The following is a 14,253-nucleotide window of genomic DNA, read 5'->3' on the forward strand; positions in this document are numbered from 1 at the left end:
TAGTGATGCCATGACGTTACCAAATCGATAGAATTTAGCAATATATTAACTAAATCTATGGCTAATCCAGCGGGCGATCTGCCGCAGCGCGTGATCGAAATTGCGATAGACCGGATTGAACGGGATCTCCAGCAGCTTGCCATCGGATGATGATGAAGTAATCAGCCGCGACTCCTCCTCCGGGCTGAACGGATCGTCTTTCCAGAAGCCTGAGAGCATCGGCGTGGGGCAGCGGCGCCCCAGCAGCCCCTGAACCTTCAGGGAATAGCGGTTAAGCTCAACGCGCAGCGCGTCGTCGGAAGCGTCATGCATCCCCAGCCGCGAAGCCAGAACGTCAAGATACATCTCCGGCACCCGCCCCTGATGCAGCGGGTCCACCAGCAGGCCGTGTACCACCGGCCCCAGGCAGGCCACCGCCTTCAGGCGCTGGGACTCAAGATAGCCCAGCCGCACGGCGATATTCGCGCCGAAACGGAAACCAAAGGCGGCCACGCGGGTATGATCGACCCAGGGCACATTAGCCAGATGCTGCAGCACATACTGGTGCAGCAGACTGGTATCCTGGGTCAGCTTGCATTTTGAGGAGAAACCGATGGAAGGCATATCCACGGTCAGCATAGCGATACCCAACGGCGCAAAATAGTTTTCATACAGGTTGTAATAATCGGTCTGTAGCGCGTCAAGCCCGCCGCACATCAGTACCGTCGGGAACGGCCCATCGCCTGGCGGCATATGCAGGAAACCGGTGATCGGCGCGGCGCCGGGGATAGAGAACTCCAGCTCTCGCAGCTTGCCGGGCAAGCGCTGAGCGGCTTCTTCATAAGCCCGGTATGCCAGCACCTGCGCCTGTTCCGCCAGCTCATCGCCCTTGATGTGCGGATAGGCGGCAATGCTGTAAAGGTTTGCCGCATGGAGCCAGTGACGACCGCTCACGAGCAGATTCTCTTCCTGACCGGCCTTCTGCTGCCAGTCCATCGCCTGTTTGGCCCATTCAAAGATCCAGTTGCCGCCGCGATAGCCAACGACCGTATCATAAAGCTCCGGGTCGGTTCGCTCGGCATCGCTCATGACGATGCGCGCCTGCACGTCGAGGATTTCCTGCGGCGTCACGCCACGCCAGATCCACATCAGGCGGTTAATCAATCGATACCAGTGATCAACGTGATTACCGCTGAGCGCAGACTGGATCGGTTGCTGCGCTCCGGTATTAAACCGACGCACCAGCGTGGAGGTTTCCGGATGTTTGAATCGGGGTTTAAACAGCGTTTCGCTAAGGTTAGCCTGGGACATGTGCAGCCTCCATCATGTTGCCACTGAAGCTATTGTAACCTGCGCAAGGGTAAAAAAACCACGCCCGGCAAAACCGGGCGTGGTAATTAGCATTTATGCTGGAAATTAACGACCTGCGATAGGCGGTACGAACACCACGCCCATATCCCACGGCTGTTCAATCCAGGTATCCTGGGGAATATCAACAACATAATCATCAACCAGCGGGCGACCGGCCGGTTTTGCGAAGATAGTGACAAAATGTGCTTTCGGATACATTTCGCGGATGGCTACGGCGGTACCGCCGGTGTCGACGAGGTCATCGATCACGATAAAGCCTTCGCCATCGCCTTCAGCACGTTTCAGCACGGTCAGTTCACGCTGATTATCGTGGTCATAGCTTGAGATGCAAACGGTATCAACATGACGAATACCCAGTTCACGCGCCAGTAGTGCTCCCGGTACCAGACCGCCGCGGCTAACGGCAATAATGCCTTTCCACTGTTCAACCGGCAGCAGGCGAGTGGCCAGCTTGCGGGCGTGAATCTGCAACATGTCCCAGGTGACGACGTATTTTTCGCTCATGTGAAGTGTCCCAGCCTGTGTAATACGGCTTAAATAATGTTCGAGGGGGAAAATGGTTGCGCGAGATTATAGAGATCTGACGCGCTAAAAACCAGCGTTAAGCGGCCACGACGACTCTTTTTACGTGGTTTACACTACCAGAGTACACGGAAAGTGGTATTCTCAACCCCATCGCGCAAGCCCGGGCTTGTAGTGTATTTGATTGCTAACCCCTCGATCTGCAAACGACTTTTGCAGGTGATTGTAAGGAGACTTATCGTGTCTGAACTGTCTCAATTATCCCCGCAGCCGCTGTGGGATATTTTTGCCAAAATCTGCTCTATTCCTCACCCCTCCTATCACGAAGAACAGCTCGCTGAGCACATCATGGGCTGGGCAAAAGAAAAAGGCTTACACGCGGAACGCGACCAGGTTGGCAACATTCTGATTCGTAAAGGCGCGACTGCCGGTATGGAAAACCGCAAACCGGTTGTGCTGCAGGCGCACCTCGATATGGTGCCGCAGAAAAACAACGATACCGTTCATGACTTCGCTAAGGACCCGATTCAGCCGTACATCGACGGCGAGTGGGTCAAAGCGCGCGGCACCACCCTGGGCGCCGACAACGGTATCGGCATGGCTTCCGCGCTGGCGGTACTGGCTGACGACAACGTGGTTCACGGCCCGCTGGAAGTGCTGCTGACCATGACGGAAGAAGCCGGTATGGACGGCGCGTTTGGCCTGCAGGCCAACTGGCTGCAGGCGGATATCCTGATCAACACCGACTCCGAAGAAGAAGGTGAGATTTACATGGGCTGTGCGGGGGGTATCGACTTCACCTCTGACCTGGCGCTGACCCGCGAAGCCGTTCCGGCCGGTTTCCAGAGCTTTAAGCTGACCCTTAAAGGACTCAAAGGCGGCCACTCCGGCGGCGAGATCCATGTTGGTTTAGGTAATGCCAACAAGCTGCTGGCACGCTTCCTCGCAGGCCATGCTGAAGAGCTGGATCTGCGCCTGGTCGATTTCAACGGCGGCACCCTGCGCAACGCGATCCCGCGTGAAGCGTTCGCGACAGTCGCCGTGGCCGCGGATAAAGCGGACGCGCTGAAAGCGCTGGCTAATGAGTACCAGGCGATCCTGAAAAACGAGCTGGCGGCCAAAGAGAAAAACCTGACTGTGCTGCTGGAGTCGGTTGCTAACGAGCAGCCTGCGCTGACGGCCCAATCTCGTGATACCTTTGTGCGTCTGCTGAACGCCACGCCAAACGGCGTCATCCGCAACTCTGATGTGGCAAAAGGCGTGGTGGAAACCTCGCTGAACGTCGGCGTGGTGACCATGACCGGCGACAACGTGCAGATTCACTGCCTGATTCGCTCGCTGATCGACAGCGGCAAAGATTATGTCGTGAGCATGCTGGATTCGCTGGGCAAGCTGGCCGGTGCGAAAACCGAAGCGAAAGGCGCCTACCCGGGCTGGCAGCCGGACGCCAACTCGCCGGTGATGCATCTGGTGCGTGAAACCTATCAGCGTCTGTTCAACAAGACGCCGAACATCCAGATTATCCACGCGGGCCTGGAGTGCGGTCTGTTCAAAAAACCGTATCCGGATATGGACATGGTTTCTATCGGGCCAACCATCACCGGTCCTCACTCCCCGGATGAGCAGGTTCATATCGAAAGCGTGGGCCAGTACTGGACGCTGCTGACTGAACTGCTGAAATCCATTCCGGCGAAGTAAGACAACACAGGCCCACTCCGCAGAGAGTGGGCCTTTTCTTTATAAAATGACCGAGCGAAAGCACGCCGTGCCGATTGTGGTAACCGCATCCGGGCATACCTGTCACGCGCTGTATGTGGGGTCGATTTGCCGCCGCATCAAATAATTAAGAAATTGTTCACCCCGCGCCGTCACTTCCTGTGGCTGAATAACCGTGAAGCCGTGACGCGCAAAAAAGGGCTTTGCCGTAATACTGGCCTCTACCGTATAAGCGCGCTCAGGAAGCTGCCTCAATAGCGTATTGAGCAGCGCGCTGGCGACGCCCTGGCGGCTATAGTCGGGAGAGACAAATAGTAAATCGATATAGTCATCCACGGCGGTAATAAACCCGACCGGCGAGGCATCATTTATTGCCACCAGTACGCGTGACGCCGCGAGTTTTTGCCGCCAGCGGGCTTCATCAACCTGCGCCCAGGCGGCAATTTGCCGGGGGGAATAGTCAGCGCTGGCGGTCTCTTTAACGGCGCGTAAAAATAGTGCGCATAGCGCCGGAAAATCCCGCTCTTCGTACATTCTTATCGTTAACATCGTTACAATCCCAAAACGAGTTGCCGCTCCAGCTGCGGATCAAGCAGCGTCACGTGCAGCCCCACCAGCCTGACTCCCCGACCTCCGCGCCGCTCGTGCCAGGCTTTGTGCGCGGTAGAAATCAAATCATCTTTATTCAGCCGGGGCCAGACATGTTCCTGGGTGGTGAGCTGAAAATCATTAAACTTCAGCTTGACCCCCTGACGGGCAATCAGCAAATCCGGTTTAACCTTCGCCAGTCGCCGTTCCAGCTCCGGGTAGAGGTTCTCAATAATCGATTCACACTCCGCCCATTCGTGGATATCTTCTATCAGGGTTCGTTCAACGCCCACCGATTTGCGCTGGCGCTCGCTGCTGATTTCTCGTTCATCAATCCCCTGGCTGCGTTCCCACAGTATCCGCCCAAATTTACCAAAGCGCTTGAGCAGCATCGCCAGATTGCTGTTCTGCACATCTTCACAGGTCCTCAGCCCCATGCTCTCGAGCTTCGCGGCGGAAACCTTGCCGACCCCCGGGATCTTCGATAGCGGCAACGTTTTGACAAACTCCGCGACCTGATGCGGCGCAATAACAAACTGACCGTTGGGTTTATTTAGATCCGAGGCGATTTTTGCGAGAAATTTTACCGGCGCAATTCCTGCCGAGGCGGTCAAATTTAGCTCACGATGGATGGTCTCGCGGATCTCCTGCGCCATCAGCGTCGCCGACCCCTGACAATGAACGCTGTCGCTAACGTCGAGATAGGCTTCGTCCAGCGATAATGGTTCGATTAACGAGGTATAGCGGGAAAAAATCTCCCGGATATGGTTCGACGCCTCTTTATAGGCGTCAAAGCGGCCGGGAAGCAGCGTCAGGTGGGGGCAAAGTTTGAGCGCGGTGGCGGTTGGCATGGCGCTGCGCACGCCGAATTTACGCGCCGGATAGTTAGCCGTACTGATAACACCGCGCTGCACCCGACTGCCGCCAATGGCAATAGGGATGTCGCGCAGTGCCGGGTTGTCACGCATTTCCACCGCCGCGAAGAAGCAGTCCATATCAACGTGGATGATTTTACGCATAGCCAAACCTTAGACTGTACATGCATACAGTATAGCAAAATACGGCGAAATTTAATCTTTTTAAATCCACTATCCTGAAAAACATGCTACAACATAAAAATGCAATAAATATAAGTTACTTTTCATATAGTTATATGAGTATATAAGGTAAATGCAATCATGAAATCAATACTTACTGCGCTTGGTTTGCTTATTGCCAGCAGCGCCTGCGCCGCGCCGCAGCTCATTGCGCATCGGGGAGGCACCGGCGATGCGCCGGAAAATACCCTTCCGGCGATAAAACTTGCGCTGGAGAATAAGGCCGAGGCGATTTGGATAACGGTACAATTAAGCCAGGATGGCGTTCCGGTCTTATATCGCCCGAGCGATCTGTCCGCGCTGACTGACCATACGGGGAAAATCTCAAGCTTCAGCGCTGCCGAGCTGACCCGTATGGACGCGGGATGGACATGGGGCGGTGAAACTCACCCCTGGCGCGGTAAAAACGCAACCATTCCAACGCTGCAATCGGTACTGGAACAGTGGCCGCAGACCTTCTTTTACATCGATATCAAATCACCTGATGCAGATCCGGCCATCATGGCGGCGCGTCTTAGCGAAGTACTGCAAAAGACCAATAGCCTCTCGCGCGTACGGGTGTATTCAACGGAAGACCGCTATATCGCGGCGCTGCCAACATCTATCCCCCATTTCGTCAGCCGGGGCGAAACGCGAACGAAGCTGGCTAATATTTCACTTAGCCACCAGTGCCAGCCAACCACGGCGTCGGGCAATGAATACTGGTACGGTCTGGAGCTGAAACGCAAGGTAGAAATAGTGGAGAAGTTTACGCTGGGCGAAGGCGTATCGCCAGCCACGCTCACCTGGGATAAAGAAGCTATGGACTGTTTCCGCTCACAGGGCAAAGCCCATATTGTCTTCTTCGGCATTAATAGTGCCGATGATTTTCGTACCGCAAGCGAGCTTGGCGCCGACGGCGTGATGGTAGACTCGCCGGCGAAAGCGAAAACCTGGTAAATCAAAAAAGGCCGCACGGTGCGGCCTTCTGATTATAGGATGCGATCCTGCTTGCGCTGCGCTTCGCGAGCCAGGCGTTTTTTGCGCGCATCGCAGGGCTCAGGACAGTCGCAGACCTTTTCCATACCCAGCGATGAGATCCCGCCGCAGCTGCCCTGAATACTTTTGCGCTTGATCAGATAACCAAGCGACATTCCCAGGATAACCAGCGCGAAAATCACGAAGGTCGCGACAAATACCGTCAGCATCATCAGCCTCCAAAATCGTCCAGCATGATGTTTTCATCCTCAACGCCGAGATCTTTAAGCATTTTAATGACCGCGGCGTTCATCACCGGCGGCCCGCACATGTAGAATTCACAATCTTCTGGCGCCGGGTGATCGCGCAGATAGTTTTCATACAGAACGTTATGAATAAAGCCGGTATGGCCGGTCCAGTTATCTTCCGGCTGCGGATCGGAGAGCGCCACGTGGAAGGTAAAATTCGGGTTTTCCCGCGCCAGCTGCTCGAATTCGTCATCATAGAACATTTCTCGCAGAGATCGCGCACCGTACCAGAAGCTGATTTTACGTTTGCTGTGCAGCCGCTTAAGCTGGTCGAAAATATGCGAGCGCATCGGCGCCATCCCCGCTCCGCCGCCGATAAAGACCATCTCAGCATCCGTTTCTTTGGCAAAAAATTCCCCAAACGGCCCGGAAATCGTCACTTTATCGCCCGGCTTCAGCGACCAGATATAGGAGGACATGATCCCCGGAGGCGCATCAGGTACCTGCGGCGGCGGCGTTGCGATACGCACGTTGAGCATGATGATACCCTTCTCTTCCGGATAGTTAGCCATGGAGTAGGCGCGTAGCGTTGGCTCTTTCACGTCAGAGACGTAGCGGAAAAGGTTAAATTTATCCCAGTCGCCGCGATACTCGTCCGGAACGTCAAAATCGGCATAGGCAACCTTGTGCGAGGGGCATTCGATCTGAATATACCCGCCGGCCCGGAACGGAACCGCGTCACCGTCCGGCACGCGCAGCTTCAGCTCCTTGATAAAAGTGGCTTTGTTATCGTTCGAGATAACTTCACACTCCCACTTCTTAACGCCAAAAATCTCCTCCGGCAGCTCAATTTTCATGTTCTGCTTCACCGCGACCTGGCAGGCCAGACGGCAGCCCTCTCTCGCCTCACGCTTGGTGATATGAGACAGTTCGGTAGGCAGAATATCACCGCCGCCCTCTTTCACCGTCACCCGGCACTGGCCGCAGGAGCCGCCGCCGCCGCAGGCGGATGAAACAAAGATACCGTTGCTGGAGAGCGTATTCAGCAGCTTGTCGCCGGCCGGAGTACGAATTTGTTTATCCGCTTCGTTATTGATTTCAATGACCACGTCGCCCGCATTCACTAATTTCGAACGCGCGGCCAGTATCAGCCCCGATAGTACCAGGACGATCAGCGTGAACATCACTACGCCAAGAATTATTTCCATACTTTCCGCCCTTATAGCTGCACACCGGAGAATGACATAAAGCCCAGCGCCATCAGACCCGTGGTAATAAAGGTGATCCCTAACCCGCGCAGACCCGCAGGCACGTTTGCGTATTTCATTTTTTCACGAATGCCCGCCATCGCCACAATTGCCAGCAGCCAGCCGATGCCGGAGCCAAAGCCGTAAACGATGGATTCGGTGAAGTTATAGTCACGCTGCACCATGAAGGAGACGCCGCCAAAGATCGCACAGTTGACGGCGATCAGCGGCAGGAAGATCCCCAGCGCGTTATAGAGCGTCGGGAAGTACTTATCGAGGATCATCTCCAGGATTTGCACCAGCGCGGCAATCACGCCAATAAAGGTGATAAAGTTCAGAAAGCTTAAGTCGACGCCTTCAACCAGCGCACCGTCGCGCAGCACCAGGTTATACACCAGATTATTGATCGGCACCGCCAGCCCAAGTACGACCGTTACCGCCACGCCGAGTCCGAAAGCGGTCGAGACCTTTTTCGATACCGCGAGGAAAGTACACATCCCAAGAAAGAAGGCCAGCGCCATATTTTCAACAAACACGGCGCGGACAAACAGGCTAATATAATGAGCCATAATCGGTTACTCCTTTTCCTGCTGTTCAGGCTTCCAGCTGCGCACCGCCCAAATCAACAAACCGATAATGAAGAACGCACTGGGCGCCAGAAGAAACAGACCATTTGGCTGGTACCAGCCGCCGTTCTGCACCGTTTCCAGCACGGTAATACCGAATAGCTTACCACTGCCGATCAGCTCTCTCAGGAAACCGACGATGATTAGGATCGCCCCGTATCCCAGACCGTTGCCAATACCGTCCATAAAGCTCGCCAACGGCGGCGACTTCATGGCATAGGCTTCGGCGCGCCCCATCACGATACAGTTAGTGATGATCAAACCGACGAAAACCGAAAGCTGTTTCGAGATCTCATAGGCAAACGCGCGTAGCACCTGATCGACGACGATAACCAACGAAGCGATAATCGCCATCTGTACAATGATGCGCACGCTATTCGGAATGTGGTGGCGAATCATGGAGATAAACATGCTGGAGAATGCCGTAACCAGCGTCACCGCGATGGTCATTACAAAAGCGGTCTCCAGCTTGGTGGTCACAGCCAGCGCGGAGCAGACGCCCAGTACCTGCAGAGTGATAGGGTTATTAGCGATAAGCGGCCCCACCAGCACGCGCTTCATTTCTTTCATGTCGCCCAAATCAGCCATTATTCAGCTCCCCTTCTCGCACCTTTTGCAGGAATGGACCAAAGCCCAGTTTGCCCATCCAGAAATCAAAGCTATGCTGCACGCCGTTTGACGTCAGCGTTGCGCCCGACAGGCCATCAACGGCGTGCAGGTCGCCAGGACGCGCGCCGCCTTTGACGATTCTCAGCGCAGGCATCCCTTTATCATCAAGCACCTGTTTACCGACGAACTGCTGGCGCCAGTTGGGGTTTTCAATTTCCCCGCCCAGCCCCGGCGTCTCACCGTGATCGTAATAGGTGATCCCTTTGACCGTGCGGCCATCGGTTTCCAGCGCCACAAAAGCGTACATCACCGACCACAGGCCGTTACCGTAAATAGGCAGTACCACTTCCTGAATCTGCTGCTTTTCATCGCGCACCAGGTAAATTTCGGCAATATTACTGCGGCGTTTGATACCGGCAGGATCCTGACTCGCCTCCAGCTGTAGGCTCTGCTGAGGATCTTTCAGGGCCTGGGCCTGATTAAACTTGCCCGGATCTTTATCCAGCAGCTCACCGCTGGCTAAATCGACTAAACGCGGAGAGATATGGGCCTTAAAAATGTCAGCCACTTCATCTGCGCTCATTCCCTGCTTCATCAGACCGGCAACCGCCAGGATATTGCGCTGTTTATCGAGAGCGCGCTGCTCCTGCTGGCGTGATTTTAGCCCCACGGCAGAACCGGCGACCACAATTGAGCAGACCAGACAAAGCACCAGCACCACCAGCAGCGTTTTGCCGATGCTATCGTTACTTTTATTCTCAGCCACGCGATTTCCTCCGCTTAATATTGGCCCGCACCACCAGGTAATCAAACAGCGGCGCGAAGAGGTTGGCGAAGAGGATCGCCAGCATCATCCCTTCCGGATAGGCCGGGTTGACCACGCGGATCAGGACGCACATCACGCCGATCAGCAGGCCGTAGCTCCATTTACCTTTATCCGTAAACGACGCGGACACCGGGTCCGTCGCCATAAACATCATGCCGAAGGCAAAACCGCCGAGCACCAGATGCCAGTACCACGGCATGGCAAACATCGGGTTGGTATCAGAGCCTATAAAGTTAAACAGCGTCGCGGTGGCCACCATGCCGATGAAAACCCCTGCGACAATGCGCCACGAGGCCACGCGACCAAAAATGATGATGGCGCCGCCGATGAGAATCATCAGCGTCGAGACTTCGCCAATCGACCCCGGGATATTGCCGAGGAAGGCGTCCATCCAGCTTACCGGCTGACCGGTAGAGACGTTAACCAGCGATTCACCGCCGCCGCTTGCCCACTGGGATAACGGCGTCGCGCCGGAGAAACCATCCGCCGCAGTCCACACCAGGTCGCCGGAAATTTGCGCCGGCCAGGCAAAGAATAAAAACGCGCGCCCCGCCAGGGCCGGGTTGAGAAAGTTACGCCCGGTTCCGCCAAAAATCTCCTTGGCCATGACGACGCCGAAGGTGATCCCGAACGCGGCCTGCCATAGCGGCAGCGATGGCGGCACAATCAGCGCGAACAGAATTGACGTCACGAAGAAGCCTTCGTTTATTTCGTGCTTGCGCACGATAGCAAACAAGACTTCCCAGAACCCGCCGACAAGAAACACGGTGATGTAGATAGGCAGGAAAAATACCGCCCCCAGGGTCATCATACTGAGCCAACCGGCGTCAGCGGTGAAGTTCACCCCCAACCACTGCGCGATGCTGTAGTGCCAGTTCCCGTCGATAACCTGCTGCAGCTGCTCAGCGCCGTATAATTTATGCAGTGCCGGAATGGTCTGCAGGCCAACGTTATACATTCCCCAGAACATCGCCGGGAAAACGGCGAACCACACCAGAATCATCATCCGCTTGAGATCGATGGCGTCTCTGACGTGCGCCGCGCCGCGCGTGACCTGCCCGGGGGTGTAGAACAGCGTCGCCGTCGCTTCAAACAGCGGATAGTATTTTTCCAGCTTGCCGCCGTGCGTAAAGTGCGGCTCAATTTTGTCAAACAGTTGCTTTAAGCCCATCACTTATCCTTCCTGCTCTATCTGGGTTAACACGCTGCGCAATGCCGGGCCATATTCATACTTGCCGGGACATACGTAGGTGCAAAGCGCCAGGTCTTCTTCATCCAGTTCCAGACAGCCCAGCGCCTGCGCGCTGTCGGTATCCCCCGCCAGCAAATCACGCAGCAGCATGGTGGGCAGAATATCCAGCGGCATCACTCGCTCGTAGTTGCCAATCGGCACCATAGCCCGCTCGCCGCCGTTGGTATCCGTCGAGAAATTAAATAGCTTACGCTTCATAAAATGGCCGAGCGTGGTGCGGGTGATGGAAAATTTATCTTTCCCGGGCATTACCCAGCCGAACAGCTCTTTCTCACGCCCCTCTTTTACGACGCTTATCTGTAAATGAAAGCGGCCAAGAAAAGCATGGGGCCCTTGAGCATGCGTTCCGCTGAGGACTGAACCAGAAATAACGCGGTTTTCATCATCCAGAAGTTCATCTGCCAGCAGTTCATCAAGGCTGGCGCCAGAGCAGGTCTTTAATAAACGAGGCTCTTTCACCTGCGGGCCGCCGAGCGCAACGATACGTTCGCTAGACAACTCCCCTTCAAGGAACAATTTGCCAACGGCGATAACGTCCTGATAGTTAAGATGCCAGACCTGCTTTTTCAGGCTAACCGGCTCGAGAAAATGGATGTGGGTCCCGACCAGCCCGGCCGGATGCGGCCCGGCAAACTGGTTGAAGGTCACCTGGCCCACGGGATGCCCGCCAAGCTTGCCACCGCTGGCCTGGCAGACGTGGACCTTACCGTCGGTCAACCGCGTCAACAGGGTTAAGCCCGCGTCAAAAGCCTCGCGCTGGGCCAGAATGATTGGCTGAGGGTCTGCCGCCAGTGGATTCGTATCTATGGCAGTGACAAATATGGCCGCTGGAACGCTGCCCGGCGCAGGTATTTTGCTGAAAGGGCGGGTGCGAAACGCCGTCCACATCCCCGACTCCACCAGCTGCTGCTGCACGGCCTCGCGCGTCAACGCGGCAAGATCGGCTAATTCATAGCGGGGAAAGTGAACGGCATCATCGCCATCTACGTCAATAACGACCGATTGCAGAACCCGCCGTTCGCCGCGATGAATGGCGCTGATGGTTCCACTCGCAGGGGCAGTAAATCGCACGCCAGGATTTCTTTTATCTTCGAACAGAAGCTGACCTTTTTGTACCCGGTCGCCTTCACGCACCGCCATTGAGGGGCGCATACCGATGTACTCTTCACCCAACAGCGCAACGCGCTTGACCGCAGTCTTCGAAGAAATCTGCTGTGATGGCATGCCAGCTATGGGCAAATTCAGCCCTTTCGTGATTTTAATCATATCGTTAGCAGGTATCCGTTACGTAAACCCCGGCATCAGGCCGAGGCCAGCATAATTAATGGAAAATAAGAGGAAGAAAGGAACATCGTAGTCCTGGTGATTCACAAGACGGGAGAGAAGCATCCTTTCTTACCCTGAGTATTTAGCGGAGCAAGTGTAACATTTCGTGAGCAGCGCCTGTAGACAAACTGCCATTAAGTCGTTCTAAAATGCGAGCTATTACGCAAAGTTCTGACTGCGCTTTACCTGAATATTCGCTATAACGGAAAACTAAAACGTAAACGTGGCACGTCGTGCTTGCGAAAAAATGCCGTGATGCTAATGTGAGCGCTCTAAAACCAGAAAACTCTGATTTCGGGTCTCTCTTGCCGTCCTGGCAATGTGGTTATTTGTTTTATCAAGGAACAAGTAGTATGCGCAAAATCGCATTATTTATTGCGATGCTTCTGTTGCCGTGCGTTTCATTCGCAGGGCTACTTAGCAGTAACAGCTCGACAACGCCGATGAGCAAAGAGTATAAGCAGCAGCTCATGGGTTCGCCGGTCTACATTGAGATCTTCAAAGAAGAGCGCATGCTCGATCTTTACGTCAAGATGGGCGAAACCTACCAGCTTCTCGACAGCTACCGGATCTGTAACTACTCCGGCGGGCTCGGTCCAAAGCAGCGCCAGGGCGATTTCAAGAGTCCCGAAGGTTTCTATAACGTTTCCCGCAATCAGCTAAAACCCGACAGCCGTTTCTACAAAGCGATCAATATCGGTTTCCCGAACGCCTACGACCGCGCACATGGCTATGAAGGGAAGTATCTGATGATTCACGGTGCCTGCGTATCCGTTGGCTGTTACGCCATGACCGATACCGGTATTGATGAAATCTTCCAGTTCGTCACCGGCGCTTTAGTCTTCGGCCAGCCCAACGTTCAGGTGAGCATTTATCCTTTCCGCATGACCGATGCCAACATGGCGCGTCACAAATTTTCCTACTTCGCGGATTTCTGGCAGCAGCTGAAACCCGGGTACGACTACTTCCGGCAGACGCATAAGCCGCCGGTGGTTTCGGTAGCCAATGGCCGCTACGTGGTGAGCAAACCGCTCAGCCACGAAGTTGTGCAGCCGCAGCTCGCGTCAAACTACTCGGTCCCCGAGGCAAAATAACGCCCACTCGCCTGGCAAAATTTTATTCCAGGTTTCGTTGCCGGTAAGCGGCTGAGTAGCGATAACGGAGACCACATCATTCGGTGTGGTCTCGCGTTGAAAGTCAATTTCTACGTCCTGATCCAGCAGCGTCGCTACGCCAAACGGCGCCCTTCGCGTAATCCAGTATAAATTCGTCGAGCAAAACGCCATCACGTAGCGCCCATCGGAGAGCAGCATGTTAAACACGCCTTTTTCACGCAGCGCTCCGGCAAGCGTGGCGATAAATCTGAATACCTCAACCATATCGCCCGGCATTTCCGGATAGCGCTCGGTGATGTTGTGCAGCAGCCAGCAGAAGGCCTTTTCGCTGTCGGTCTCCCCGATAGGATGCAGACTTCCCGTCTCGAGGCTCTCATACCCCTCCAGTTGACCGTTATGGGCGTAGGTCCAGTTGCGCCCCCATAGCTCCCGGGTAAAGGGGTGAGTGTTTTCCAGCGCAACGATACCTCGGTTGGCCTGGCGAATATGGGCGATGACCGAGCAGGACTTGATAGGATATTCCTGCACCAGCTTTGCTATGGGCGACTGGAAGCTAGGCTGCGGATCTTTAAATGTGCGACAGCCCTTACCTTCATAAAACGTAATGCCCCAGCCGTCTTTATGTGGCCCGGTTCCGCCACCGCGCTGCACCAGCCCGGTGAAACTGAAGCAAATATCTGTGGGCACATTCGCGCTCATCCCGAGCAATTCGCACATAGATCACCTCATACCACTTACTGAAACATAAAAGGCGTTATTGGTGCAGCCAGTTTG

15 protein-coding genes are annotated in these 14,253 nt (G+C 55.0%); 3 read left to right on the top strand and 12 right to left on the bottom strand.

All coding sequences use genetic code 11. The features are described 5' to 3' along the window. Positions 1-45: 45 nt before the first annotated feature. On the bottom strand, positions 46-1,290 hold the full coding sequence (gene frsA, locus ABLU88_RS17330) for an esterase FrsA (RefSeq protein WP_004129202.1): 1,245 nt from the start codon (positions 1,288-1,290) through the stop codon (positions 46-48). A gap of 105 nt (positions 1,291-1,395) precedes the next feature. Then, a complete protein-coding gene (gpt, locus tag ABLU88_RS17335) occupies positions 1,396-1,854 on the bottom strand; it encodes a xanthine phosphoribosyltransferase (protein ID WP_004129200.1) in 459 nt (152 codons plus the stop codon). A 258-nt stretch (positions 1,855-2,112) separates the two neighbouring features. Here gpt and pepD point away from each other — a divergent pair, with 258 nt between their 5' ends. After that, the gene (pepD, locus tag ABLU88_RS17340; protein ID WP_025107264.1) at positions 2,113-3,570 is read left to right on the top strand and encodes a cytosol nonspecific dipeptidase; all 1,458 of its coding nucleotides are present in this window, start codon (positions 2,113-2,115) and stop codon (positions 3,568-3,570) included. Between the two features lie 102 nt (positions 3,571-3,672). Here the strand turns inward: pepD and ABLU88_RS17345 are convergent, their stop codons facing one another. Continuing rightward, a complete protein-coding gene (locus tag ABLU88_RS17345; protein ID WP_348837317.1) occupies positions 3,673-4,137 on the bottom strand; it encodes a GNAT family N-acetyltransferase in 465 nt (154 codons plus the stop codon). 2 nt (positions 4,138-4,139) lie between these two features. Beyond that, positions 4,140-5,195 (bottom strand): DNA polymerase IV, encoded by a 1,056-nt coding sequence (gene dinB, locus ABLU88_RS17350; protein ID WP_224237045.1) that lies wholly within the window; start codon positions 5,193-5,195, stop codon positions 4,140-4,142. A 159-nt stretch (positions 5,196-5,354) separates the two neighbouring features. Between dinB and ABLU88_RS17355 the strand changes: the two genes are divergently transcribed. Beyond that, positions 5,355-6,212: a glycerophosphodiester phosphodiesterase family protein gene (locus tag ABLU88_RS17355; protein WP_224237046.1), complete on the top strand. Its 858-nt coding sequence runs from the start codon at positions 5,355-5,357 to the stop codon at positions 6,210-6,212. Between the two features lie 32 nt (positions 6,213-6,244). On the opposite strand, the gene nqrM is transcribed toward ABLU88_RS17355, so the two are convergent. Genes nqrM through ABLU88_RS17390 form a run of 7 tightly spaced genes read right to left on the bottom strand, consistent with a single transcriptional unit; the run spans position 6,245 to position 12,304 of the window. Then, on the bottom strand, positions 6,245-6,460 hold the full coding sequence (nqrM, locus tag ABLU88_RS17360) for a (Na+)-NQR maturation NqrM (protein ID WP_004847934.1): 216 nt from the start codon (positions 6,458-6,460) through the stop codon (positions 6,245-6,247). 2 nt (positions 6,461-6,462) lie between these two features. Further along, positions 6,463-7,686 carry an NADH:ubiquinone reductase (Na(+)-transporting) subunit F gene (gene nqrF / locus ABLU88_RS17365; protein WP_004847931.1) on the bottom strand — a complete coding sequence of 408 codons (1,224 nt, stop codon included), beginning with the start codon at positions 7,684-7,686 and terminating at the stop codon, positions 6,463-6,465. Between the two features lie 11 nt (positions 7,687-7,697). After that, positions 7,698-8,294 carry an NADH:ubiquinone reductase (Na(+)-transporting) subunit E gene (gene nqrE, locus ABLU88_RS17370; protein ID WP_004847929.1) on the bottom strand — a complete coding sequence of 199 codons (597 nt, stop codon included), beginning with the start codon at positions 8,292-8,294 and terminating at the stop codon, positions 7,698-7,700. Between the two features lie 6 nt (positions 8,295-8,300). Further along, positions 8,301-8,939, bottom strand: coding sequence for an NADH:ubiquinone reductase (Na(+)-transporting) subunit D (locus ABLU88_RS17375; protein ID WP_004099162.1), 639 nt, complete (start codon positions 8,937-8,939; stop codon positions 8,301-8,303). Beyond that, complete coding sequence (locus ABLU88_RS17380; protein WP_004847924.1) at positions 8,932-9,726, bottom strand: Na(+)-translocating NADH-quinone reductase subunit C; 795 nt, start codon at positions 9,724-9,726, stop codon at positions 8,932-8,934. The genes ABLU88_RS17375 and ABLU88_RS17380 overlap by 8 nt, the downstream gene beginning before the upstream one ends. Beyond that, a complete protein-coding gene (locus ABLU88_RS17385; protein ID WP_348837323.1) occupies positions 9,719-10,957 on the bottom strand; it encodes an NADH:ubiquinone reductase (Na(+)-transporting) subunit B in 1,239 nt (412 codons plus the stop codon). The genes ABLU88_RS17380 and ABLU88_RS17385 overlap by 8 nt, the downstream gene beginning before the upstream one ends. 3 nt (positions 10,958-10,960) lie before the next feature. Beyond that, positions 10,961-12,304, bottom strand: a complete 1,344-nt coding sequence (locus tag ABLU88_RS17390; protein ID WP_004847919.1) for a Na(+)-translocating NADH-quinone reductase subunit A — start codon at positions 12,302-12,304, stop codon at positions 10,961-10,963. A 413-nt stretch (positions 12,305-12,717) separates the two neighbouring features. Between ABLU88_RS17390 and dpaA the strand changes: the two genes are divergently transcribed. After that, positions 12,718-13,458, top strand: coding sequence for a peptidoglycan meso-diaminopimelic acid protein amidase (gene dpaA / locus ABLU88_RS17395; RefSeq protein WP_014228031.1), 741 nt, complete (start codon positions 12,718-12,720; stop codon positions 13,456-13,458). On the opposite strand, the gene ABLU88_RS17400 is transcribed toward dpaA, so the two are convergent. Continuing rightward, positions 13,429-14,196 carry a class II glutamine amidotransferase gene (locus ABLU88_RS17400; RefSeq protein ID WP_348837326.1) on the bottom strand — a complete coding sequence of 256 codons (768 nt, stop codon included), beginning with the start codon at positions 14,194-14,196 and terminating at the stop codon, positions 13,429-13,431. The two genes, dpaA and ABLU88_RS17400, sit on opposite strands and share 30 nt — an antisense overlap. Positions 14,197-14,253: the final 57 nt, after the last annotated feature.

The sequence above is a fragment of the Klebsiella sp. GW_Kp182 genome, from assembly GCF_040062275.1.
GTDB classification, from domain to species: Bacteria; Pseudomonadota; Gammaproteobacteria; order Enterobacterales; family Enterobacteriaceae; genus Klebsiella; species Klebsiella michiganensis.